We start from the raw sequence: 22,296 nt of genomic DNA, 5'->3' as shown, positions 1-22,296 counted from the left end.
GAAGGACGATGTGGCACAGGGGCGGCCCGACGCGGGCGGCGAAGGTGCACTGCCCGACGCCTATTGAGACTGCCGCGCGCCATCCCCCACGTATCACCGTCGGAGCGCAGTCATGGCAGAACCGATCCTCACTGATCACTCCATTGCGTGGATATCGACCATCCCCGCCAACAAGGGCAAGCCCGCCACGCTCTTCGTAAGGGAGCGCAACGGCACCAAGGACAACCATCCGCGTGAGCCGGTTCTGATGCTGCACGGCCGCAGCGTGCCGGCGTTGGCGGGGTTCGATCTCCAGTACGGCAAGTACGGTTGGGCCGATGACCTGGCCAAGGCGGGCTACGACGTCTTCATCATGGACCTCCAGGGGTCCGGCCGGTCCACCCGCCCCGAGATGTCCGACCCACGCAATGTGAACCCCACTCAGAAGCACCTTCTGGCGACACATCCAGGTGGCGCTTCCGGTCCTGTGCAGTACCCCCGCCAGTTGGACAACTCGCAGAGCAACTGGGACGAGGTGCACAAGGTCGTCACCTACATCACGAACCTCACAGGCGCGTCGAAGGTCGATCTCATCGGCTGGTCGGCCGCCTCGCAGCAGCTCGGGCCGTACGCCATCCAGCACAAGGAGAACGTCAGGAGCCTGCTGCTGCTCGCGCCGATCTTTCCGCCGGGCGGCAGGGAGAGCAAGCCCGGGACGCGATGGGACGCGCCCGTGGACTTGGCGGTGAGTGCCCCCGCGGCCGTGTTCGGCTTCCCCATGACCCTCACCACCAAGGGGGGTCTCGAATCCTCGTGGAACAGGGACGTGGAGTGCCACAAGCAGCAGGAAGAGGGCATGGTCGACGTCGTGTGGGACGCCATCATGGAGAACGACTCCATCGGCGCGACCTGGGGTCCCGAAGAGGAAGGGGCACCCGGGGTGCCCGGCGGTATCATGCGGGTCAAGAACCCTTACTGGTGGGGCTGGAACTCCACCACCGTGCCGCTGGACGGCATCCTCGGCGCGGACGTCCCCGTGCTCATCATCTACGGGGACCTCGACTCCATCGTGAACACGGCTCCCGACCTCGGCCTGTTGCACTTCTCGGTGCCCGCGCTCTACGACGCCATTCCCGGCTCGCACAAGTTGATGTTCCGCGTCGCCTGCGCGGGCCATCAGATCCCCTGGGAAGACAGGCACAAGACGGTGCACCGGATGTCCAGGCAGTGGCTCAAGAACAACACCGTGGACGGCCTGGCGAAGGGCAGCTACTTCCTCGACGAGGACGACGTCCTGACGCCGATGGACTGACCCCTGGTCATGCGGGATGATCACGTGCATGGCGGAAACGAAGGCGGATCAACTGTCGCGGCTCTGGGACGAGTTCATGGCGCTGCCGTTTCCCCGGGGGTTCTACCGGCGTGAGCCCGAAGGCACCTGCATGGTGTCGCTCGACACCGCTCTCGCCGGATGTGTCGCGTCGGCGATGGAGGGGCCCCTGGACGAGTGGCGCCAGGGCGTCCTGCGCAAAGAGACCGCGGTGTTGGGGAATGTCCTTCCGTCCATCGGAGACGACGCATACGCGTCCAAGTACTTCGCCCTGTTGCACGAGATGGGCGTGCTGGCCGCGAAAGTCGACTCGGCTCGGCGCCGGGGCGAGAGCTAGCGGGCCGCGTACAGGTCGCGCAGCAGGGCGATCTCGGCCATGTGGTGGATGAACTCCAGGCTGCTGCCCGACAGGACGCTGATGAAGGGTTCGTCGGGGTCGGAGCCGTAGGGGTACTGCGAGAGGCCGACCGTGTCGAGCTCCTCGTCGGTCAGGGCGGCGACGCGGTCTCGCCAGCGGTCCACCAGGGGCCAGAACCGTTCCAGGGTCAGGGCGGCTGAGGGGGTGAAGTCGACCATCAGCTTGGGGTCCTGGCGACGGTCGCCGAAGGTCCACTCCCACTGGCCCGCGAACTGGACGTGCAGATGGGCCAGCCGCCACGCGATGGTGGTGACCGCGGTCTTGTCGGGCTCCGGAGTGCCGGTGTGGTCGAGGACGTCCTGGACCCGCTCGACGCTCACACTCCAGTCCTCGGCGATCTTGGCGACGCTCATACCGCTCGCGGCCTGCCGGGCGATCTCGTCGTACTCGTTGGCCGGGATGTCCGGCGCGCCCAGGTCGAGCACCCACTCCCCCGGCCCGAACGCCCTGGGCGTCGTCGCCTCGCTGCGGCGCCGCAGCGACCAGCACCCGGGGACGGGCTCCCACAGGTACTCCTCGTCGCCGAGTCCGGTCAGCCGTACCTGGGCCATCTCCTTGGCGCGGTCGAACTGGTCGATCAGCACACCCAAACGGTCCGTCCGCACGCCCGGGACCTCCATGCCGGCTCCCCTCGCCGTCGCATGTCGCACCTGTGTCGTGCAGCCGGAGCGTAGTGCGCCGGGGTGAGGGCGGGCGAGTGAATTTCCTGCGGCCGAAACAGCATGGCGTACGAGCCGCGCCGAGAACTTGCTGAACTGGCAAACGCGTTCGTCCTCGCGGCCGGATCTTCCGCATGCTCGGGATCAACCCGTCCGCCGGATCAACCCGCCTGGAGGAGACCATGCCGCAGCACCCCGCCCCCGTCACACACCGACTGATCCCCTCCCCGGCAGGCCGCATCCACCTCGCGGAGTCGGGCTCCGGGCCGCTGGTGCTGCTGATCCATGGCTTCCCGGAGAGCTGGTACTCCTGGCGCCACCAGCTGCCGGCCCTCGCCGCGGCCGGGTACCGGGCGGTCGCCATCGACGTACGTGGCTACGGCCGCTCCTCCAAGCCGGCCGCGACCGAGGCGTACCGGATGCTCGATCTGGTCGAGGACAACGTGTCCGTGGTGCGTGCCCTGGGTGCGGAGTCGGCGATCGTGGTCGGCCATGACTGGGGTGCCACGATCGCCGCGAACTCCGCCCTGCTCAGGCCCGAGGTGTTCCGCGCGGTGGGGCTGCTGAGCGTTCCCTACACCCCGCGCGGCGGGCCGCGCCCGAGCGATGTCTTCGCCGGGATGGGCGGGGACGAGGAGTTCTACGTCTCGTACTTCCAGGAGCCGGGCCGCGCCGAGGCGGAGATCGAACCCGATGTACGGGGCTGGCTCGCGGGCTTCTACGCCGCGCTGTCCGCCGACACGATGCCCGCTCCCGGCGCCCCCGATCCCCATTTCGTCGGCAGGGGCGGGACGTTGCGCGACCGCTTCCCGCTCGGCCGGTTGCCCGGCTGGCTGAGCGAGAGCGAACTCGACGTCTACGCTGGAGAGTTCGAGCGGACGGGGCTGACCGGGGCGCTCAACCGGTATCGCAACATGGACCGTGACTGGGAGGATCTCGCGGCCTTCGACGGCGCGCCCATCACCCAGCCGTCCCTGTTCGCCGGCGGCACCCTGGACGCCTCGACGACCTGGCTGGCCGAGGCGATCGAGGCGTACCCGGTCACGCTGCCGGGCCTGGTCTCGTCCCACCTTCTCGACGGCTGCGGTCATTGGATCCAGCAGGAACGCCCCGCCGAGGTCAACGGGATCCTGACGGACTGGCTCGCCAAGGTGTGAGTGCTCAGTTCTTCCAGCGCGGGTGCACCGGCCGGTTGAGTTCCTCGTCCAGGGTCAGGGCCGCGGTGATCAGGGCGAGGTGGGTGAAGGCCTGGGGGAAGTTGCCCAGTTGTTCGCCGGTGGGGCCGATCTCCTCCCCGAACAGGCCCACGTGGTTGGCGTAGGTGAGCATCTTGTCGAAGGCGTAGCGGGCCTGGTCGAGGCGGTCGGAGTGGGCCAGGGCGTCGACGTAGAGGAAGCTGCACAGCGAGAAGGTGCCCTCGCTGCCGCGCAGGCCGTCCGGGGAGGCGGCCGGGTCGTAGCGGTAGACAAGGCTGTCGGAGACGAGTTCGGTGTCCATGGCGTCGAGCGTGGACAGCCAGCGCGGGTCGCGGGGCGTGATGAAGCCGACCGTCGGCATGAGCAGGAGCGAGGCGTCGAGGACCTCGCTGCCGTAGTGCTGGACGAAGGCCCGGCGCGTTGTGCTCCAGCCGCGGTCCATGATCTGCGCGAGGATGGCGTCCCGTGCGGTGGTCCAGGCGGTCAGGTCGGCGGGGCGGGCCAGGTCCCGGGCAACGTGGATACCGCGGTCGAAGGCGGTCCAGCACATCAGGCGGCTGTAGGTGAAGTCCTTCCTTCCGCCGCGCGTCTCCCAGATGCCCTCGTCCGCGCGGTCCCAGTTGTCGACCAGCCAGTCGAGCATGTCGCGCAGGGCGAGCCAGCCGTCGTAGTGCATGTGGTGCGCGAGGTCCTCGGTGCGGGTGAAGGCGTAGGTCGCCTCGCCGTAGATGTCGAGCTGGAGCTGGTCGGCGGCGCCGTTGCCGATCCGGACGGGTGCGGAGGAGCGGTAGCCCTCCAGGTGGTCGAGGGTCTCCTCGGCAAGGTGCGGGTCGCCGTCGATGCGGTACATGATCTGCAACGGCTCACCGGTCACCGTACGGCCCTCGCGCAGCCGCTCGCCGATCCAGTGGCGGAAGGCGTGGGCCTCCTCGTCGAAGCCCAGTCCGAACAGCGCGTTCAGGGACAGGGAGGCGTCGCGTACCCAGGTGTAGCGGTAGTCCCAGTTGCGCTCGCCGCCGATCTGCTCGGGCAGGCCGGCCGTCGCGGCCGCCACGGGAGCTCCGCTGGGGGCGTAGGTGAGCAGTTTCAGGGTGATCGCGGATCTGTTGACCGACTCCGTCCAGCGCCCTTGGTAGGTGCTGCGGTGGATCCACCGGTACCAGAAGTGGCAGGTCGCCTCGAAGTCCGCGCGGATGCTGTCGCGCGTCGGCGGCGGGGGCTGCTGCCCTCCTGCCGCGCACACCGTCAGAACGGTCGCCGCCACCTGTCCCTGCGCCAGCTCCACGTCCGCGACGACGTCCACGCCGTCCCGCTGGAGCGTGAGCGGGCCCGCCGGCTGGACGTGGACGTCGATGCCCGGGCCGCTGAAGTGCGCGACGCCTTCGTGGAGGGTGAGCCGGTGGCCGGCGCGGGCGTAGTCGAAGCGGGGGCGGCAGGCGACGGAGAAGCGGATCCGGCCGCGGGTCACCCGTATCACCCTGATCAGGCGGTGTCGGTCCGTGGCCGTCTCCGAGCGGTCCACAGGCATGAAGTCGACCACCTCACCGACGCCTTCAGGGGTGAGGAAGCGGGTGATGAGCACGGCGGTGTCGGCCAGGTACAGCTGGCGGGTGCTCACGTCCGCGCCGTCCACGGTGATCGCGAAGTGGCCCCCGCGGTCGTGGTCGAGGAGGGACGCGAAGAAGCTGGGCGAGTCGAATCTCGGCGCGCAGAACCAGTTGATCACGCCGTCGGAGGAGACCAGGGCCACGGTCTGGAGATCGCCGACCATGCCGTGGTCCGCGACGGGCGGGTAGCGCCTCATGGTCATCGCCTCCTTCCTGCCGCATGCAGCCAGTGCCACCCTCACTCGGGCCCGTCGGGCGCCACGAGCGGTGCAGGCCGTTCGAGGGAGGCGGGCCCGGCCCGGACCTCCCGGGTCGGCTCGCGACCCGATCGGCTCAGCAGCGCTCGACGCGCCGGGCCGGCGGCGCCTTGACTGTCGTGGACGGCTCGGTGGCCGAGCGGGAGGCGGCATGGCGTGGATGACGCGGCTGAAGCTCCTGCATGCCCGCACGGAGCGGCGCTTCCCCGTCCTGAGCGAGCTGACGAGCCGGTTGGTGTCGGCGAACCTGCTGGACTCCGCGACGAGGCTCGCGGCGCAGGCGTTCCTGGCCGCGGTGCCGCTGCTTTTCGCCATCGCCGCCTTCACCCCGCAGAGCATCCGCGACCAGCTCCGGGAATCCCTGCGGGCGATGTTCGGGCTGACCGGTCGGTCGGATCTGGAGCTGGGCCAGGTGCTGGAGCACCCTTCCGACGACGGCCTGCGTCAGACCACCGGCTTCGTCGGCCTGGTCGTGGCGCTGGCCTCCGCCACCAGCTTCAGCCGGGTCATGGCCCGGGTCTGCGAACGTGCCTGGCGGCTGCCGCGGGCGAAGACCAGGATCGCGGCATGGCGGTGGGTGGCGTGGCTGCTCGTCCTGGTGCTGGTCGTCCTCCTCCAGGGCCCTGTCCGCGAGGGGTTCGGGGTAGGTCTGTGGCTCGGCACCATCCTGTTCTTCCTGGTCAGCACAGGGGTGTGGCTGTTGACGCAGCACCTGCTGCTGGCCGGCCGGATGCCCTGGCTGCCGCTGCTGCCCGGCGCGCTCCTGGCCGCGGGCGCCACGAGCGCGCTCGCGCTGACGGCCCGGATCTACATCCCCACCGCGCTCAATCGCGCGCTGGCCGAGTACGGTTCCCTCGGCCTGATCCTGACCCTGCTGTCCTGGCTGATCGTCGTGAGCGCGGCCGTCGTCGCCTCGGTGACGATCGGCGCGGTGCTGGTGCAGGACTGGACCGAGAGGAGAGACGGTTCCGAGGACGGCGAGTAGCCCGCGCCCGGATCACGGGCGGGCCTGCCTCGATACGTCGCACGACCAGGGGCAGTGTCAGTGGCGTCTGCTCTACTCGACACAGGACCGGATCGACAACGGAGACCGGAATGGGTGTACTGCACGACTACTTCCTCGCGAGCGACCACGCCACGGCGGTGAACCAGGCCATCGGCCCGGACGGCGACTGGCTTCAGGGGACGTCCTTGGAGGACGCGGGTGTGGACTGGGTCGACGCGAAAGGGCTCGACCCGAACATCGTCCTGGGCCAGTTGGTGGCCCACGCCGAGGGTGTTCCCTTCACCGACCTGGTGGACGAGCCGGAATTGGTGTGGCCCGAACCGCCGTACCCCCAGGGGGAGTCCATAGGTCCTGACTCCCCCTGGAGCACGGGGCTGGTCCTCCAGCAGTTGCCCGACCGCTGGCGGGACGTCCTCGCCGAGCTGCCCGAGGACGCCGTCGCGATGGTGGCTGCGCGGTGGCAGGAGATCGAGGAGGTCGACTTCGGGGATTTCCGGATCGCCAGGGAGGCCGTCGAGACGTTCACCGCTCTGGCGCGCCGGGCGCGGGCGGCGGGGGCGCATCTGTACTGCCGGACCTGCGTCTGAGGGTTCACCAGCGTCCCGGTTCGCTGCCCACGATCGGCTCCGAGGGCTTTCCGTCCACGCCGATCGGTACCTCTCCCGTGAGCATCACTCGGTGCATGGTGCGGGGGTGGTCGAGATGGGCGGTGTCGCTGGGTGCGAGGTGGATGGTCGCGCGGTTGTCCCAGAAGGCGACGCTGCCCGGCTCCCAGCGGAAGCGGACCGTGTACTCGGGGCGGACCGCCTGGTCGAGGAGGAGGTCGAGCAGGGCCTGGCTCTCGGCGCGGGAGAGGTCGGCGATCTGGTCGACGTAGTAGCCGTTGATGTACAGGATCCGCTCGCCGGTCTCCGGGTGGACCCGTACCAGGGGGTGGAGGGTGGCGACCTGATGGTCGAGGAGGTGGCGGACGTAGGCGTCGTCTCCGGGGCGTGGCTGGTAGCCGACGCCCAGGCGGTGCTCGGCCCGCAGGGTCGACACGAACTCCCTTATGGGGGTGGACAGTCCGGCGTAGGCCGCGGCCAGGTTCGACCAGGTCGTGTCGCCGCCGTACGGCGGGACCGTCTCGGCGCGCAGGATGGTCGCGGCGGGTGGGTCGACGCGGGCGCCGTGGTCGCAGTGCCAGCCGCGCAGCAGGGTGTGCCGGCGGCGGCGCAGCCACTCGTCGTGGTCCATGCCGAAGCGGCCGCCCAGTTCCAGGCGGTCCGCCGTGGTCTCCACCTCGGGGAAGTCCGGTGGGGACGCCTTGCCGCGGCGGGGCAGGACGACCGGTTCGCCGAACCGTCGGGCGAACGCCACGTGTCCGGCGTGGTCGAGGCGTTGGTCGCGGAAGAACACGACCTTCCAGCGCAGCACCGCGGCCCTGATCGCGGCGATGACCGCGTCGTCGAGGTCGGCCGTCAGGTCCACGCCCGTGATCTCCGCGCCGATGTGCCCGGCGGCGGGCTTCACCTCGATCCCCGCGACCGGCCCGGTCCCCTCGATCCGCTCCGCCTCCTGCGCCGTGCCCCTGTCCGTCGTCATGCGCACTCCGTCGCTCGTCAGCACCGGCTTCGGTGACCGCCGGTTCCCCTCAAGATCGTGACAGGAATCGACGGGCGTGGCGAGGGCGGGCCGGGTGTCGATAACGCGTTGTGGAGGCGGCGGACGGCCGTCTACGGTCCCGATCATGCTGCCCCTGGTGGAAACTGACGAGGCATGGGACGCGGTGGTCCCCGACGAGAGCGTGATGCGCCCCGGAGCGCACGAACTGTGCGCACGCCTCGGCCTCGCCGGTGCACCACTGATCCGTTTCGCGGACGGATCGCAGCCGGTCTACGCCGTCGGCGACGAGCACGTGCTCAAGCTCTTCCCCGCGTCCTCCGCCGAGCGCGGCATCGCGGAGGGCCGGGTTCTGTCGTATCTCCAGGGGCGGTTGCCGGTACCGACGCCCCAGGTACGCGAGTTCGGGGTGTACGAGAACGGCTGGCAGTTCGTCCTGATGTCCCGGCTGCGGGGCGAGAACCTGGCGCACTCCTGGGAGCGCGTGCCGAGGGCCCACCGGGAACGGCTCGTGGCCGCGATCGGCGAAGCCCTCGGCGTGCTGCACTCGCTCGACGCCGGGCCACTGGAGGATGTGCTCGGTCCCGGCGACTGGGGCGCCTTCGTGGACCGCCAGAGCGCGAAGGCGGTGGAACAGCAGCGCGCGCACGCGCTCCCGGACGTGTGGCTGGAGCAGATCCCCGACTTCCTGGCCTCGGTGCCGCTCCCCCGCGCCCCGCGCCGGTCACTGCTGCACACCGAGGTCATGCGGCAGCACTTCTTCGTCGATCCCGAGGGCCGGCGCCTGACCGGACTCTTCGACTTCGAACCGGCGATGATCGGGGACCCGGCCTACGACTTCGTGAGCGTCGGCCTGTTCGTCACCGGGGGCGATCCCGAACTGCTGGCCCTGCTCGGCGAGTCATACGGCAGGACCTTCGAGCCGTCGGTGCTGCTCGCCTACACGCTGCTGCACGTGTACAGCGATCTGCCTTGGTATCTCAGGGAGTTGGGCGCCCCCGAGCAGCAGACGCTGCCCGCGCTCGCGGAGGCCTGGTTCGGGCTCAGATCCTGAACTCCCGTATCACCGTGTTCCGGAACACCGCCTTCCCGTCGATCGAGAACAGCGCGAGACCGGTGTCGATCAGGTACGGGAACGCCTCCGAGGAGTGCACATACCGGCCGTCGTCGAGGAACATCTCCACCGACGTCCGGTCCACGAGGATGCGCAGCCGCACCCGGCCCGCCGAGGGGTCGAAGGGGCTCTTGCTCTCCTGCCAGCGGCCGGAGACGTCCGGGTTGACGGTGTTACGGCGGTTGAGGAAGGCGTAGTCGCCGTAGATCCCGGCGTCGATGTGGCGTGAGCCGTCGCCGGAGCGGCGCAACTGCACGCCCGCGCCGGTGAGTTGCTCCCAGGTGATCTCGCAGGAGAGTTCGTAGGCGGTGCCGCGGTAGTCCAGGACGCGGGTGCCGTCGACCTCCAGGTCGCCGAGCTCGACGGTGCGGGAGACGTGGTGGTCGAGGGCGGCGACGGGGCGTGAGGCGAGGTAGTACGTGCCCGAGGCGGTGCGGCTCAGGGTGACCTCGCGGACGATGGAGTCGGTGCCGTTGAAGCCGTCGGTGTCGATGGTGGGGGTGATGTTGGCGTAGTCCCAGTTGTTCAGCCAGCCGATGGCGTAGCGGGCCCGGGGGTCGACCGAGCCGTCGGCGCGGTGCTTGTCGAAGGTGACGGCTCCGTACCAGTCCCAGCCGTGGTCCAGCCATTGCGGTTCCGGGGCGTCCGGCGCGAACGCGCTGCCGTCGAAGTCGCCGGTCCAGTAGGCGTAGGTGTTCGGCAGTCCGGAGCCCTTGCCGTTGGCGCTCACCCCGAGCACCCATCTCGCGGTGCCGTCCTCGGCGGTGAGGCGGAACAGGTCGGGGCACTCCAGGACGCCGATCCCCTCCTTGACGAAGCCGCCGGCGTAGGTCCACTCGCGCAGGTTCTCCGAGTGGTAGAAGCCCACCTTGGTGTGCTCGGCCAGCGCCATCACCCACCGGCCGCGCTCCTCGTCCCGGATCACCTTCGGGTCGCGGAAGTCCTTCACTCCGGGGTTGGGCAGGACCGGATCGGTGCCGTCGTGGGTGAAGGTGCGGCCGCCGTCGGTGGAGTAGTACAGGTACTGGGCCTGGGAGTTGGCGGTCTCGTCCGGCTCCATCGTGGCCAGGACGACGACCGCGCCCGCCCCGTAGCTCGCGGTGTTCCCGGTGTCGACCACCGCCGAGCCGGACCATACGTCGCCGTTCGGTGTGGTGTCCTTCGGCACGGCGATGCCCCGGTCCCGGAAGGCCACCAGGTCGGTGCTGGTGGCCAGGCGCCAGGCGGTGCCGGCGGTGGTTCCGCCCGCGAAGTAGTCGGGGTTGTAGAGGTAGAAGTAGAGGTACTCGCCATCGATCCAGATCGGGCGCTGTGGGTCGTTCTTCCACTGGTCGGGCACGGTGAAGTGGTACTCGGCGCGGTAGCTCGCGTCCGCGGCGGCCCGCCGGGGCCGGGCGTTCGCGGGTGTGACGGGCAGCAGCGCGGCCGCTGTCCCCGCGGCCGATCCGGCGAACAGCGCTCTCCTGGTCATGCCTCGCATCGGGCAACGGTCCCTTCCGTCGGCACGGCGGCTCATGTGCTCCAGGACTCTGGGACCTAACACGTTAAAGGTCAAGGGGTGCACGACTCTTGACAGGCACGAAACACGGTCCACATCATTCGGGGCATCACTGCTCGACTAACACGAGTTAGGCCCGCCCGATGACCGACTCGCACCTCACCCGCCGCACCCTGCTGCGATACGGCGCCTACGGCGCGGGAGCCGCCTCCCTGGCCGGCACCGCCGCCTCCTGGGACCGGCTCACCGGAGCCGACATCCCCGGCCGCGACGACGGCTCCCTCACCGTCGCCACCCTCGGCCCCGCGTACGGCCCCGAGGCCATCCGCACGCTCACCGACGGCTTCAAGGAGCTCCACCCCGACATCAAGCTGCGGATCAACGCGGTGCAGGCCGTCGACTGGTCGGACTTCTTCGCCAAGATCCTCACCCAGATCGCCGCGGGCACCGCCCCGGACCTGGTCTACGTCGCCACCGAGGGAGTCCAGCTCTTCGCCCAGCGTCTCGGAGTGGCACTCGACAAGTGGGTGAAGCGGGACGCGGCCGAGCTGCGCGAGTACTTCGCCGACGTCCATCCCTCGCTGGTGGAGTCGATGATGTACGAGGGGAGCCTGTACCAGCTGCCGGTCGAGTTCAACGCGGCCGACATGTACCTCAACCACCAGGTCCTCAAGCGCGCGGGCGCGAGCTTCCCCGCCCCCGACTGGACCCGCGACGACTTCACCGCACTGCTCCGGGACATGAAGAAGTCCAGCGGCTCGCAATTCACCCCCTACTTCTGGACCAACCGCCTGTGGGGCGGGGTGGTGCCCTGGCTGTTCGCCAACGGCACCAACCTCCTCACCGAGTCCAAGGCGCCGGGCGGTGCCTGGCTGTGGGACGGCTTCTACCCGGCCGCCGACCGGTCCGGTCGCGGGGGCGGGTTCCGCTGGACGACCCCGCAGGCGACCGACGCGCGGGTGGAGGAGGCGTACGACTATCTCGCCTCCCTCATCCAGGAGGACCTGTGCACCCGGCCCGAGGGCGGCAACGGCCAGAACCTCGTCGGCGTGTTCTCCACCGGCCGGGTCGGCGTCACGCCCGCGGGCGGCTTCTGGGCGGGCGGTCTGCATCTGGCCGGCATGGGGGCGAGCGACTACGACGTGCAGTACTTCCCCCGCTGGCGCACCCAGCGCATGCAGTTCGGCGCCGCGGGCTACGCACTCCTGCGCACCTCCAAACGCCAGGAGGAGGCCTGGGAGTTCATCAAGTACGCCGCCCGCAGGGACACCCTGATGCGGCTGTTCGAGACCAACCAGACCACCCCCGCGCGCCGTTCGATGCTCGACGCGGCCCGCTACCGGGAGACCGGCCCACAGCACTGGCAGGTCTTCTACGACACCCTCGACAAGTTCCCCGACACCGGGCCGATCCCGGCGCCGCCGCAGGTCGCCGAGGTGGAGCAGGTGCTGCTCAAGCACACCGGCACGGCCCTGGCCTCCCGGCGCGCGGTGGCTCCCGCACTGCGCCGGATGCAGAGCGACCTGGAGAAGGCCATGGAGCGTGACGTATGACGAACACCCAGATCCAGGCCGTACGGCCGCGTCCGGCGGCGCCCGCCGCGTCGGCCCCGCGGCCTTCCGCGCGGGACCGGGGCACACGGCTGCTGGCCGCGCTGTTCCTCGCGCCGACGGTCGTCGGCATCGTGGTCTTCACCGTCGTGCCGATCGCCGGATCGATCGTGCTGAGCCTGTTCCACTGGAACGTCATCGACGACCCGAGCTTCGCGGGGGCCGCCAACTACCGTGAGGTGTTCAGCGATTCGACCGTGCTCGTATCGTTCCGCAACACCCTGGTGTTCATGGTGCTCGCGGTCGCGCTGCAACTGCTGATCGCCCTCGTGCTGGCGCTGGCGGTGAACGGGCGGATGCCGATGTGGCTGCGCTCGGTGTTCCGGTCGGCCTTCTTCTTCCCGCTGGTGCTGTCCGCGGCGTCCATCTCGGTGGTGATGAAGTACCTGTTCAACCAGGACTTCGGGGTCGTGAACTGGCTGATCGGGCTGGTCGGGATCGCCCCCGTGCCCTGGCTGACATCGGAGAACGCGGCGATGACGGCGGTCGTCCTCGTCTATGTCTGGCAGCAGTTCGGCTTCTCCTTCCTGCTGTTCGTCGGCGGGCTGAACAACATCCCCAAGGAGATCCACGAGGCGGCCTCCCTGGACGGCGCGACGGGGCTGCGCAAGCACCTCACCGTCACCCTGCCGCTGCTCTCGCCGACGCTGCTGGTCGCCTCGGTGGTCGGCATCATCAACGCGCTCCAGGTCTTCGAGCAGCCGTACGTCCTCACCAACGGCGGACCCGGCGACTCCACCCGCACCGTCGTGATGGTCATCTACGAGAGCGCCTTCGAGCAGCTCCGCTTCGGCGAGGCGTCCGCGGTGGGCGTGCTGCTGTTCGTGCTGATCATGGCGGTGACCGCCCTCCAGTTCCGGCTCAGCCGGCGTTTCGTCCACTACCAGTGAGCCGGTGAATCCCCATGAGCCAAGCGACGTTGAACCTCAGCCGTGCCCGGCACTCGCTCGCGCCCTGGGCGCGGATCACCGGTCTTGCCGTGTGCGCCCTGCTGACCCTCGGCCCGGTCATCTGGACGGTGTCCACCTCCCTGCGCACCCCGGCCGAATCCTTCGACCTGCCCCCGAGGATCATCCCGACGGATCCGACCGTGGACTCCTACCGCGGGGTCTTCGAGCAGCTCGACGTCTGGCTGCTCGCGCTGAACTCCACGCTGGTGACCGCGCTGATCGCGGTCGGCCAGATGATCACCGCGGGGCTCGCCGGGTACGCGTTCGCGCGCCTGGAGTTCCGGTTCAAGAAGCCGCTGTTCGGGCTGGTGCTGGCGACGATGATGGTGCCGCTCCAGGTCACCATCGTGCCGGTGTTCCTGGTGCTGAAGTCGATGGGCCTGACCGACACCCTGCTCGGCCTGATCATCCCCGCCTTCCCGACCGCGTTCGGCACCTTCCTGATGCGCCAGTACTTCCTCGGCATGCCGAAGGACCTCGGCGAGGCGGCGATGCTGGACGGCTGCGGACCCTGGCGGACCTTCCGCTCGGTCTACGCCCCGCTCGCCACACCGGGGCTCGCGATCGTCGGCGTGCTGGCCTTCAACTACCACTGGAACGAGTTCTTCCGCCCGCTGATCCTGGAGACGTCCGGCCAGAACTACACGCTGCCGCTGGGCCTGGTCTCGCTCCAGGGCAATCTCGGCACCGGCTCGATCTCGGTCGTGCTCGCCGGTGTCGTGCTCTCCATGATCCCCGCCGTCGCCGTGTTCGTCGTCGGCCAGCGCCCTCTGCGCGAGGGCATCACGTCCGCAGGAGTCAACCGTTGAGCCACGCGCCCGCGTCCCTGGACCCCAACGCCCCCCGCTTCCGGGTCCGTCCGCCCGCCAACTGGGTCAACGACCCCAACGGACCGTTCCGTTGGCGAGGTCGGCACCACCTCTTCTACCAGCACAACCCGGACGCTCCCGTACACGCCAACGTCCACTGGGGCCATGTCTCCAGCGCCGACCTGGTGACCTGGGAGCACCATCCGATCGCGCTCACGCCGACACCGGGCGGGCCGGACGAGGCGGGGTGCTGGTCCGGGTGCGTGGTCGACGACGACGGGGTGCCGACCGCGGTGTACACGGGCATCGACCACGGCCACACCGGTCTCGGCACGGTCTGCCTGGCACGGGCCGCCGACCCCGACGACCCCACACTCTCCGAGTGGCGGCCGTTGCCCACTCCGGTGGTCTCCGGGCCGCCCGCCGGTTTGGACGTGGTGATGTTCCGCGACCCGTTCGTCTTCCGCAGCGGCGGCCGACGCTGGGCCCTGCTCGGCGCGGGCGACGCCGACGGAACGCCCTCGGTGCTGCTGTACGACTGCGAGGACCTGACCGACTGGCGGTTCGCGTGTGTGCTGCTGGACGGCAACGACCCGGTGGCGGTTGAGGCGTTCGGCGACCGTGCGGTGGGCTGGGAGTGCCCGCAGATGTATGCGACGGCGGGCGGGGAATGGGTCCTGGTGGTGTCGTTGTGGGACGGCGATCCCTGGGCGACGGGGTATCTGACGGGCAGCCTGGTCCCTTGCAGCGAGGGCGAGTTGCGTTTCCAGGCGCGCGGGGGCGGGCGGCTGGACCAGGGGCGGGACTTCTACGCGCCCGCGGTGCTCCAGGAGGACGGCCGCGCGCTGATGTGGGGCTGGTCCTGGGAGGCGCGGGAGCAGGGCGAGGTGGACCGGGCCGGGTGGGCCGGGGTCCTCAGCGCGCCGCGGGTCGTCGACGTCCACGAGGACGGGGCGCTGCGGGTCGCACCGGCGCCGGAGCTGGAACTGCTGCGCGCGACAGAGCCGTTCGTGACGGCACCGGGTGAGAAGGTTCCGCCGCCCGACGCGTACGACCTGACGGTCATCGCGGTCGCCCCGACGACGGTGACTCTGCTGCGGTCCGCCACGGGGGCGGAGTTGACAGTACAGCTGGATCCGGCCGGAGGGGGCGTGACGCTGGACCGCTCGGGGTGGCCACGGACGGGCCGCGAGAGGGCGGAGCCGATCGAGGTGCGCGTGCCCGGCGGACCGCGCCTGGACGTTCGGATCCTGCTGGACGGCTCCCTGCTGGAGTTGTTCGTCGGGGACCGGGCGACGGTCACCGAGCGGGTCTATCGGCGCCCGGACGACGTACCGGCGCTCGTGGTGACCGGTGCGGGGGCCGCCGTCACGGGGTGGGAGCTGGTCCCACCGACGACCGGGTGACCACGTCGCAGGCGAGGCGACGGGTGGTGGCCGGCGGGGTGCGGCCCGTGTCGATGGCGTCCAGCAGGAGCCGGGTCGCGACCTCGCCCATGGCCCGGTGCGGGAGGGCCACCGTCGTCAGGGGTGGGGTGAGGAACGCGGCCATGTGTTCCTGGTCGTCGTAGCCGACCACCGACAGCTCGCCGGGGACGGTGATGCCGAGCCGGGTCGCGGCGTGCAGGACGCCTGCCGCGACCCGGTCGTTGTAGCTGAAGATGCCGGTCGGGCGGCGGTCGGCGGGGACGTCGGCGAGGATCCGCAGCGCGCCCTCGTACCCGCCGGAGATCTCGCCGCCGGTCCGCACGACCCATTCGTCGGGGACGGTGATCCCCTCCGCCCGCAGTGCGTCCCGGAACCCGCGCAGCCGCTCGACGGAGGCGATGTCGTCGAGTCCGCCGATGTGGGCGACGCGGCGGTGGCCCTGCTCCAGCAGCAGTCGCGCCGCCGTGCGCCCGCCCGCGCGCTCGGCCGGGATGACGGCGGGCAGGGAGTCGTCCTCGGGCAGGCAGTTGGCGAGGACGGAGTGGGTGCGGTGCAGTCCCTCGGGGACGCGGACCCGGCGCAGCGACATGGCCGCGTAGATGATGCCGTCGACGCGCCGGTCGAGGAGTTCGGCGACCGCGGCGTCCTCCTTGGCCGGGTCGCCGCCGGAGTCCACGGTCAGCACGAGGTGGTCGCTGTCCCAGGCCGTCTCCATCGCGCCGCGCAGCAGCCGGCCCGCGAAGGGCGAGGAGGCGATCTCGTCGGTGACCAGACCGATCACGGCGGTACGGCGGCGGCGCAGGCCGCGGGCCACGGGGTCCGGCCGGTAGCCGAGCTGGGCGGCGGCCTGCCGGATGCGCTCCTGGGTTGCGGGCGAGAGGTTGCCCTCGGCGCGGCCGTTGAAGACGAAGGACACGGCGGTGTGCGACACCCCGGCGAGCCGTGCGACATCCCGTGACGTGGGCCGCGCGGACCCCGCCGGCTGCCTCTCCTCACCTGCGCCCATACCGCCCGCCGCCCTTGTCCCCACCCGTCGGTTGATCACTCTCACCTTATCCGGGCCCCGCGCGGACGGGGGTGCCCGGCAAGGCGGTTCCGCGACTGAGGTCTCATGCCAGAGCCTGCACGGCGTAGAGCGCGCCGACGGTGGCGGCCAGGCCGCCGAGGAGGAGGCGCAGAACCGTCTCGGGCAGGTGGGGCTGGAGGCGGGCGCCGAGGTAGCCGCCGACCAGCCCACCGAGCCCACAGGCGAGCCCGAGCCTCCAGTCGGGTGCGGCGTCGCCGGGACCGATCAGGGACAGCAGCGCGTAGGCGCCCGCGCCGACGACCGAGGTGGCGAACGTGGCGGCGAGCGCGGCAGGCGCCACCCGCGCCATCGGTAGACCCCGTGCGGCGAGGATCGGTCCGATCAGGGATCCGCCGCCGATGCCGTAGATGCCGCCGACGATCCCCACCGCCACGGCCAGCAGGGTGAGCCCCGCCGGGGACGGCTCCGCCGCTGTGATCGACCGGTGGCGGGGCGGGACGAGGGTGCGGAGGCACAGCCATACGCCGAGCGGCAGGAGCAGCCCGGCGACCAGCAGTCGGAAGACGCCCGGCCCGGGGAGAGCGAAGACACGGATCGCCGCGCCGGTGACGACGCCGGGAAGGGTGCCGATGATCAGGCGCCGCGACAGGCCGCCGCGCAGAGCGCCGTCGCGGCGGTAGCGCCACAGGGCACCGGGCCCGGCCACCACATTGAACAGCAGATTCGTCGGCGTGACCGCCGGGCTCGGCACACCGAAGACGCTCAGGTGGACCGGGAGCAGGAACACCGCGCCGGACACGCCGACCGGCGCGGTCACCGACGCGATCAGCAGGCCGACGGCCAGGCCCGTCCACACCGTCCAGTCCATCGCCGCTCCCCCACTCCTCGGCCGCCGCTGCCCACTATCGGTGCGCCGGACACCGGTTGGACGGTTCGGCAACGGGATGTTCATGAACGGCGGGCGGGCGGATCTTACGGTTCCGGCCCCAACTGGCCCTCCGTGTGCCTATGTTCACCGCGAAGTCGACGCTGTTCGCTCTCGGCCGGGAGGCCTCGTATGCGCTTCGCGCTCCGTTCCGCCGTCACCTCCGCGGTGGCCGCCGCCACTCTTCTCGTCGGCGGTGCCGGTACCGCCCAGGCCACTCCCCCGGGACCGGGGGTCACCGGGCGGGTCATCAGTCAGGCCACGGTCGGCGGGACCGACTACATACTGCGGGAGGTCACCATCCCGGCCGGTCAGGCCACCGGATGGCACTTCCACGACGGTCCGCTGTACGCGGTCGTGAAGAAGGGCACGCTGAGCCACTTCGACTCCACCTGCGCCTCCGACGGCGTGTATCCGAAGGGGAGTTTCATCGAGGAGCCCGCCGGGCCCGGCAATGTGCACCTCGGGTCCAACCTCGGTGACACGGCCGTCGTCCTTGAGGTGCTGTACGTGCTGCCGCACGGGGCGCCGTTCTCTCAGGACGCACCGAACCCGGGCTGTGACTTCCAGTGATCAGGCCGGCGGGAGCGCCTGCTCGGCCCAGATCGACTTGCCGCGGCCGGTCTGTCGGCTGCCCCAGCGCTGGGTGAGCTGGGCGACCAGGAGGAGTCCGCGACCGCCTTCGTCGTAGGCGTGGGCCCGGCGCAGATGCGGCGAGGTGGAACTGCCGTCGGAGACCTCGCAGATGAGGCTGCGGTCGCGGATCAGCCGTAGCTGGATGGGCGGTTCGCCGTAGCGGATGGCGTTGGTGACCAGTTCGCTGACGACGAGTTCGGTGACGAAGGCGGTCTCCTCCAGGCCCCAGGCGGCCAGTTGCTCGGTGGCGGACTGCCGGGCGAGGCCCACCGCGGCCGGGTCCGGTGGCACGTCCCAGGTGGCGACGCGGTCCGCACCCAGCGAGCGGGTGCGGGCCAGCAGGAGGGCCACGTCGTCGCTGGGCTCCTCCGGCATGACCGCCTTCAGCACGGTGTCGCACAGGGTGTCCAGCGACTCGGCGGACGTGGCCAGCGCACGACACAGCTCCGCGCCCGCGTGGTCGAGGTCGCGGTCGCGTTCCTCGATCAGCCCGTCCGTGTAGAGGGCGACGACCGCGCCCTCGGGCAGGTGCAACTCCACGGACTCGAAGGGCAGTCCGCCGACGCCGAGCGGCGGCCCGGCGGACAGCTCGACCAGGCTCGCGGTGCCGTCGGGCAGCAGGACGGCCGGGGGCGGATGCCCGGCGGAGGCCATCGTCAGACGGCGCGAGACGGGGTCGTAGACGGAGTAGAGGCAGGTGGCGCCGAGTTCGGCGACCTCGTCGTCATGGCCGTCCGAGGCGAGGTGGGTGACCAGGTCGTCGAGGTGGGTGAGCAGTTCGTCGGGCGGCAGATCCACGTCGGCGAGGGTGCGTACGGCCGTGCAGAGCCGTCCCATGGTCGCCGACGAGGGGATGCCGTGGCCGACCACGTCGCCGACGACCAGGGCGACCCGGCTGCCGGAGAGCGGGATCACGTCGAACCAGTCGCCGCCGATCCCGGCCGGTGAACCGCACGGCAGATAGCGGTGGGCGACCTCCACCGCCACCTGCCCGGGCAGCCCGCGCGGCAGCAGGCTGTGCTGGAGCGCGAGCGCGGTGCTGCGCTCCCGGGCGAACCGGCGGGCGTTGTCGATGCAGACGGCGGACCGGCTGGCCAGCTCCTCGCCCAGCACGATGTCGTCGCCGCTGTACTCCTCCGGATGCGCGATCCGCACCCCCACCACCACGCCCAGAGTGGTGCCGCGGGCCCGCAGCGGCACGGCGATCATCGAGTGCGCGCCTTTGCGGTACGGCCGTCCGGCGGGTGCGCGGGCGTTGCGCTCGGCGACCCAGCGGACGAAGTCGGGCTCGCCGGCCTGGCTGAGCACGGCCCGCCCGGTGTGCAGGGCGCGTGCCGGTGGTGAGAACGAGGGGTAGACGTCGTTCGCGCCGAGGCGGACGGCGGCCTCGGGGGTGCCGTCGTGGACGGAGCCGTGGGCGACCCGCCTGAGCACGATGTCGCCGGCCGCCACGGTGGGCAGTTCATCGGCGCCGAGCACCCACTCCAGCAGGTCGACGCTGACGAAGTCGGCGTAGCGCGGCACCATGAGGTCGACGAGTTCCTCGGCGGTGCGGACCACGTCCAGGGTGGTGCCGATGGAGGCGGCGGCCTCGTTGAGGAGGGCGAGGCGGCGCCGGGACCAGTACTGGTCGCTGCTGTCGAAGGCCGCCAGCGCGACGCCGTCCACCGCGCCGTCGTCGTCCCGGACCGGCCACATCTCGATGCTCCAGGCGTGCTCCCGGTTGAGCGCGGGCGCGCCGGTGAAGCTCTCGTAGTGGACGGGCCGGCCGGTCTCGGCGACCTGGCGCAGATTGCCGTGGAAGCCGTGGCTGTGCGCCGCGTCCTCGACGGTGTCCAGGAAGGGGCGGCCCAGCAGGGCCTCCTCGGGTACGCCCATCACCCGGCAGGCGGCCGCGTTCAGCCGTACATAGCGCTGCTGGGTGTCGAAGACGGACATCGACATCGACGCCTGCTCGAAGGCGCGGGCGCCGAGGGTGGCCTCCGGGCCCTCGCGATGCCGTTCGGTGGTGATCACATGGCCCGCGTCGGAGCCGTCGGGGCCGAGCAGCGGGCAGGCCGACACGGAGACGGTGACGGTGCCCTCGTCACGGTGGCGAAGGACCACCCGCCCGGCGCGTGCCACGAGCGCCGCGGACTCCACCTCCTCGGCGAGCAGATCGGCGGCCGGGCGTCCTACGACCTCCTCGGCCGGGTATCCGGTGAGTGTCCGGGCACCTTCGCTCCACGCCGTCACCGTGCCGTGGGCATCGATGGTCGCCGCCGCGGCGACTTGTTCCATAGTGTCCAGAATGGTCCCCCTGGCGCGGGGCATCAACCGCGACGAGCGGCACCGACCGAGCATGGCGGCCGCGTCATCCGCGCCCAGGGGAACCGCGCGTCTCAGCCCTCGCGGCCGCGCAGCGCCGCCAGCGCGCGGTCGGCGTGGGTGTTCATGCGCAGTTCGCTGCGCACGACCTCCAGCACCTTGCGGTCCTGCCCTATGACGAAGGTGGTCCGCTTGGTCGGGGCCAGCGACAGGCCACGCTTCACACCGAACCGCTCACGGACCGTGCCGTCGGGGTCGGACAGCAGCGGCATGCCGAGCGTGTGCCGGCCGGCGAACTCCTGCTGACGCTCGACGGGATCACCGCTGACGCCGACGGGCCGGGCGCCGACGGCGGCGAACTCGGCGGCCAGGTCCCGGAAGTGGCAGGCCTGCGCGGTGCAGCCGGGGGTCAGGGCGGCGGGGTAGAAGAACAGCACCACCGGCCCCTCGGCGAGTAGTTCGGACAGCTTGCGGTCGGTACCGGTCTCGTCGGGGAGGGTGAAGTCCTCGACCGCGTCCCCGATCTCCACGCGTGCGCTCAACTTCTGTCCTTCCGTCGTCCGGACCGTCTGCGGCGCGATGCTACCGGAGGGTAGAACCGTGGCTTCCGGTCAGGCCGGGGCGGTCCGCTGCTCCGGTTCCTCGTCGACGGCGCACTCGAGGAAGTCGTCGACCATACGGTGGAACAGGGTGGCGAGCTGCCGCAGTTCCTCGGGTTCCCAGTCGGCCAGGGCAAGCTGCATACCGCGGGCCCCGGCGTCCCGGACGCGGGCGACGGCGGCGCGGCCGGTCTCGGTGAGCTCGATGCGCTGGGCCCGGCGGTCGGCGGGGTCGGGGACCCGGGAGACGTAGCCGGACTTCTCCAGCTGCTGCACGGTGCGGGTGACGTGCGAGGCCTCCACTCCGAGCCGGTTGGCCAGCTCACCGGGGCGCAGCGGCTCGGACTCGGCGATCTGCCGCACCAGCGCCACGGCGGCGCGGTCCAGCGGGACGCCGGCCAGGGCCATCAGGCGTTCGTGGCGGCGGGCGCGGGTGCTCAGGTAGGTGATCCGGGTGAGGGCACGCTCGATCTCGGTCACTTCTGCGGAGGCGGGGACGTCCGGGAGCGGTGGGGTGGGCATACCCGCCAGTTTACCGTCTCGTTGCCTAACTCAATTAATGTACGCAGCTCCAGCAGGCCGGCCGCCGCGCGCGGGTCAGCCCCTCGGGCTCACCGGGGCCCGCCACATACCGACGAGCGCGTCGACCAGGCCGGTCGCGGCGTCCTGCCAGTCGGCACGCGGCGTGGCGGTGTCCTCGGCGAGCGCGCGTTCCCGCTCTGCGGTCATGTGGACGATGAGCTGACGGGCCATGTCGCCGCGCTCGGCCCGGACCTCGTCGGGCAGCTCGGGCAGACTGCGGCGCAGCCCCTCGACGATCTCGCGGAGCGCCGGGGAGCCGAGCGCCTCCTCGACCATGATCCGGTGCAGGGCGGGGTCGGTCATGACCTGGGCGCAGAACCGGGCGTACCAGGTGGGGCTGCCGAGCGCGGCGAGGTGCTCGAAGACGGGCCGGACCAGACAGTCCACCCAGTCGCGCAGGTCCGTGGAGCCGATGACCCGCTCGACCAGGCCGGTCCTGATCTCCTCGATGGGCGCCGCGTGCTTGCGGACGATCGCGCGGACCAGGTCGGTCTTCGTACCAAAGTGGTAGCCGACGGCGGTGTTGTTGCCCTGTCCGGCGGCCTCGCCGACCTGGCGGTTGGAGACCGCGCACACCCCGTGCTCGGCGTAGAGCCGCTCGGCTGCGGTCAGGATCAGTCCCCGGGTCGCGCTGACCTGCTCCGCCCGGACCGCCCTGCCTGCCATGATCGTCTCCGCACCGGGACCGTTCAATCCTTCCGCACGGGCCGGTCCCTACGGCCGCCGCGCGGCGTTGTTCCAAGAACGGCAGCCTACGG

General features: G+C 71.0%; 21 protein-coding genes. 11 read left to right on the top strand and 10 right to left on the bottom strand.

Features of this window, described 5'->3' with window-relative positions; all coding sequences use genetic code 11:
* Window positions 1-112 precede the first annotated feature (112 nt).
* Window positions 113-1,291: an alpha/beta fold hydrolase gene (locus tag BN159_RS41420; protein WP_015663060.1), complete on the top strand. Its 1,179-nt coding sequence runs from the start codon at window positions 113-115 to the stop codon at window positions 1,289-1,291.
* 28 nt (window positions 1,292-1,319) lie between these two features.
* On the top strand, window positions 1,320-1,646 hold the full coding sequence (locus BN159_RS41415) for a hypothetical protein (protein WP_015663059.1): 327 nt from the start codon (window positions 1,320-1,322) through the stop codon (window positions 1,644-1,646).
* On the opposite strand, the gene BN159_RS41410 is transcribed toward BN159_RS41415, so the two are convergent.
* Window positions 1,643-2,347 carry a DinB family protein gene (locus BN159_RS41410; RefSeq protein WP_015663058.1) on the bottom strand — a complete coding sequence of 235 codons (705 nt, stop codon included), beginning with the start codon at window positions 2,345-2,347 and terminating at the stop codon, window positions 1,643-1,645. The two genes, BN159_RS41415 and BN159_RS41410, sit on opposite strands and share 4 nt — an antisense overlap.
* A gap of 221 nt (window positions 2,348-2,568) precedes the next feature.
* Between BN159_RS41410 and BN159_RS41405 the strand changes: the two genes are divergently transcribed.
* Window positions 2,569-3,543, top strand: coding sequence for an alpha/beta fold hydrolase (locus BN159_RS41405; RefSeq protein WP_041822395.1), 975 nt, complete (start codon window positions 2,569-2,571; stop codon window positions 3,541-3,543).
* Between the two features lie 4 nt (window positions 3,544-3,547).
* On the opposite strand, the gene BN159_RS41400 is transcribed toward BN159_RS41405, so the two are convergent.
* Window positions 3,548-5,392, bottom strand: coding sequence for a glycoside hydrolase family 15 protein (locus tag BN159_RS41400; protein ID WP_269451004.1), 1,845 nt, complete (start codon window positions 5,390-5,392; stop codon window positions 3,548-3,550).
* A gap of 205 nt (window positions 5,393-5,597) precedes the next feature.
* Between BN159_RS41400 and BN159_RS41395 the strand changes: the two genes are divergently transcribed.
* Both BN159_RS41395 and BN159_RS41390 read left to right on the top strand, forming a co-directional pair.
* Complete coding sequence (locus BN159_RS41395) at window positions 5,598-6,431, top strand: YhjD/YihY/BrkB family envelope integrity protein (RefSeq protein WP_015663055.1); 834 nt, start codon at window positions 5,598-5,600, stop codon at window positions 6,429-6,431.
* Window positions 6,432-6,541: 110 nt separating this feature from the next.
* Window positions 6,542-7,039, top strand: coding sequence for a hypothetical protein (locus tag BN159_RS41390; protein WP_015663054.1), 498 nt, complete (start codon window positions 6,542-6,544; stop codon window positions 7,037-7,039).
* Between the two features lie 4 nt (window positions 7,040-7,043).
* Here the strand turns inward: BN159_RS41390 and BN159_RS41385 are convergent, their stop codons facing one another.
* Entirely contained in the window at window positions 7,044-8,036 is a 993-nt protein-coding gene (locus tag BN159_RS41385) for a TauD/TfdA dioxygenase family protein (protein ID WP_015663053.1), read from the bottom strand.
* A gap of 145 nt (window positions 8,037-8,181) precedes the next feature.
* Here BN159_RS41385 and BN159_RS41380 point away from each other — a divergent pair, with 145 nt between their 5' ends.
* Window positions 8,182-9,108 (top strand): phosphotransferase family protein, encoded by a 927-nt coding sequence (locus tag BN159_RS41380; RefSeq protein WP_015663052.1) that lies wholly within the window; start codon window positions 8,182-8,184, stop codon window positions 9,106-9,108.
* Here BN159_RS41380 and BN159_RS41375 read toward each other — a convergent pair.
* Window positions 9,098-10,648 carry a glycoside hydrolase family 32 protein gene (locus tag BN159_RS41375; protein ID WP_015663051.1) on the bottom strand — a complete coding sequence of 517 codons (1,551 nt, stop codon included), beginning with the start codon at window positions 10,646-10,648 and terminating at the stop codon, window positions 9,098-9,100. The genes BN159_RS41380 and BN159_RS41375 overlap by 11 nt on opposite strands.
* A 161-nt stretch (window positions 10,649-10,809) precedes the next feature.
* On the opposite strand from BN159_RS41375, the gene BN159_RS41370 reads away from it, so the two are divergent.
* Genes BN159_RS41370 through BN159_RS41355 form a run of 4 tightly spaced genes read left to right on the top strand, consistent with a single transcriptional unit; the run spans window position 10,810 to window position 15,441 of the window.
* Window positions 10,810-12,219: an extracellular solute-binding protein gene (locus BN159_RS41370; protein ID WP_015663050.1), complete on the top strand. Its 1,410-nt coding sequence runs from the start codon at window positions 10,810-10,812 to the stop codon at window positions 12,217-12,219.
* Window positions 12,216-13,166, top strand: a complete 951-nt coding sequence (locus tag BN159_RS41365; protein ID WP_015663049.1) for a carbohydrate ABC transporter permease — start codon at window positions 12,216-12,218, stop codon at window positions 13,164-13,166. The genes BN159_RS41370 and BN159_RS41365 overlap by 4 nt, the downstream gene beginning before the upstream one ends.
* Window positions 13,167-13,180: 14 nt before the next feature.
* The gene (locus BN159_RS41360) at window positions 13,181-14,035 is read left to right on the top strand and encodes a carbohydrate ABC transporter permease (RefSeq protein ID WP_015663048.1); all 855 of its coding nucleotides are present in this window, start codon (window positions 13,181-13,183) and stop codon (window positions 14,033-14,035) included.
* Window positions 14,032-15,441 carry a glycoside hydrolase family 32 protein gene (locus BN159_RS41355; RefSeq protein ID WP_015663047.1) on the top strand — a complete coding sequence of 470 codons (1,410 nt, stop codon included), beginning with the start codon at window positions 14,032-14,034 and terminating at the stop codon, window positions 15,439-15,441. The genes BN159_RS41360 and BN159_RS41355 overlap by 4 nt, the downstream gene beginning before the upstream one ends.
* Here the strand turns inward: BN159_RS41355 and BN159_RS41350 are convergent.
* A complete protein-coding gene (locus BN159_RS41350; RefSeq protein WP_015663046.1) occupies window positions 15,404-16,468 on the bottom strand; it encodes a LacI family DNA-binding transcriptional regulator in 1,065 nt (354 codons plus the stop codon). The genes BN159_RS41355 and BN159_RS41350 overlap by 38 nt on opposite strands.
* A gap of 103 nt (window positions 16,469-16,571) precedes the next feature.
* Complete coding sequence (locus tag BN159_RS41345; RefSeq protein WP_015663045.1) at window positions 16,572-17,357, bottom strand: sulfite exporter TauE/SafE family protein; 786 nt, start codon at window positions 17,355-17,357, stop codon at window positions 16,572-16,574.
* Window positions 17,358-17,546: 189 nt separating this feature from the next.
* Between BN159_RS41345 and BN159_RS41340 the strand changes: the two genes are divergently transcribed.
* On the top strand, window positions 17,547-17,987 hold the full coding sequence (locus BN159_RS41340) for a cupin domain-containing protein (protein WP_015663044.1): 441 nt from the start codon (window positions 17,547-17,549) through the stop codon (window positions 17,985-17,987).
* Here BN159_RS41340 and BN159_RS41335 read toward each other — a convergent pair whose 3' ends face one another.
* The 4 genes from BN159_RS41335 to BN159_RS41320 form a co-directional block, all read right to left on the bottom strand.
* Window positions 17,988-20,330: a SpoIIE family protein phosphatase gene (locus BN159_RS41335; protein ID WP_041820508.1), complete on the bottom strand. Its 2,343-nt coding sequence runs from the start codon at window positions 20,328-20,330 to the stop codon at window positions 17,988-17,990.
* 101 nt (window positions 20,331-20,431) lie between these two features.
* Window positions 20,432-20,899, bottom strand: coding sequence for a peroxiredoxin (locus BN159_RS41330; protein WP_015663042.1), 468 nt, complete (start codon window positions 20,897-20,899; stop codon window positions 20,432-20,434).
* A gap of 69 nt (window positions 20,900-20,968) precedes the next feature.
* Window positions 20,969-21,478, bottom strand: coding sequence for a MarR family winged helix-turn-helix transcriptional regulator (locus BN159_RS41325; RefSeq protein WP_015663041.1), 510 nt, complete (start codon window positions 21,476-21,478; stop codon window positions 20,969-20,971).
* Window positions 21,479-21,553: 75 nt separating this feature from the next.
* Complete coding sequence (locus BN159_RS41320; RefSeq protein WP_015663040.1) at window positions 21,554-22,204, bottom strand: TetR/AcrR family transcriptional regulator; 651 nt, start codon at window positions 22,202-22,204, stop codon at window positions 21,554-21,556.
* Window positions 22,205-22,296: the final 92 nt, after the last annotated feature.

Source organism: Streptomyces davaonensis JCM 4913, assembly GCF_000349325.1.
Classification (GTDB): Bacteria; Actinomycetota; Actinomycetes; order Streptomycetales; family Streptomycetaceae; genus Streptomyces; species Streptomyces davaonensis.
Note: the sequence above shows the minus strand (reverse complement) of the source record. Positions and strands in the feature narration are given on the sequence as shown.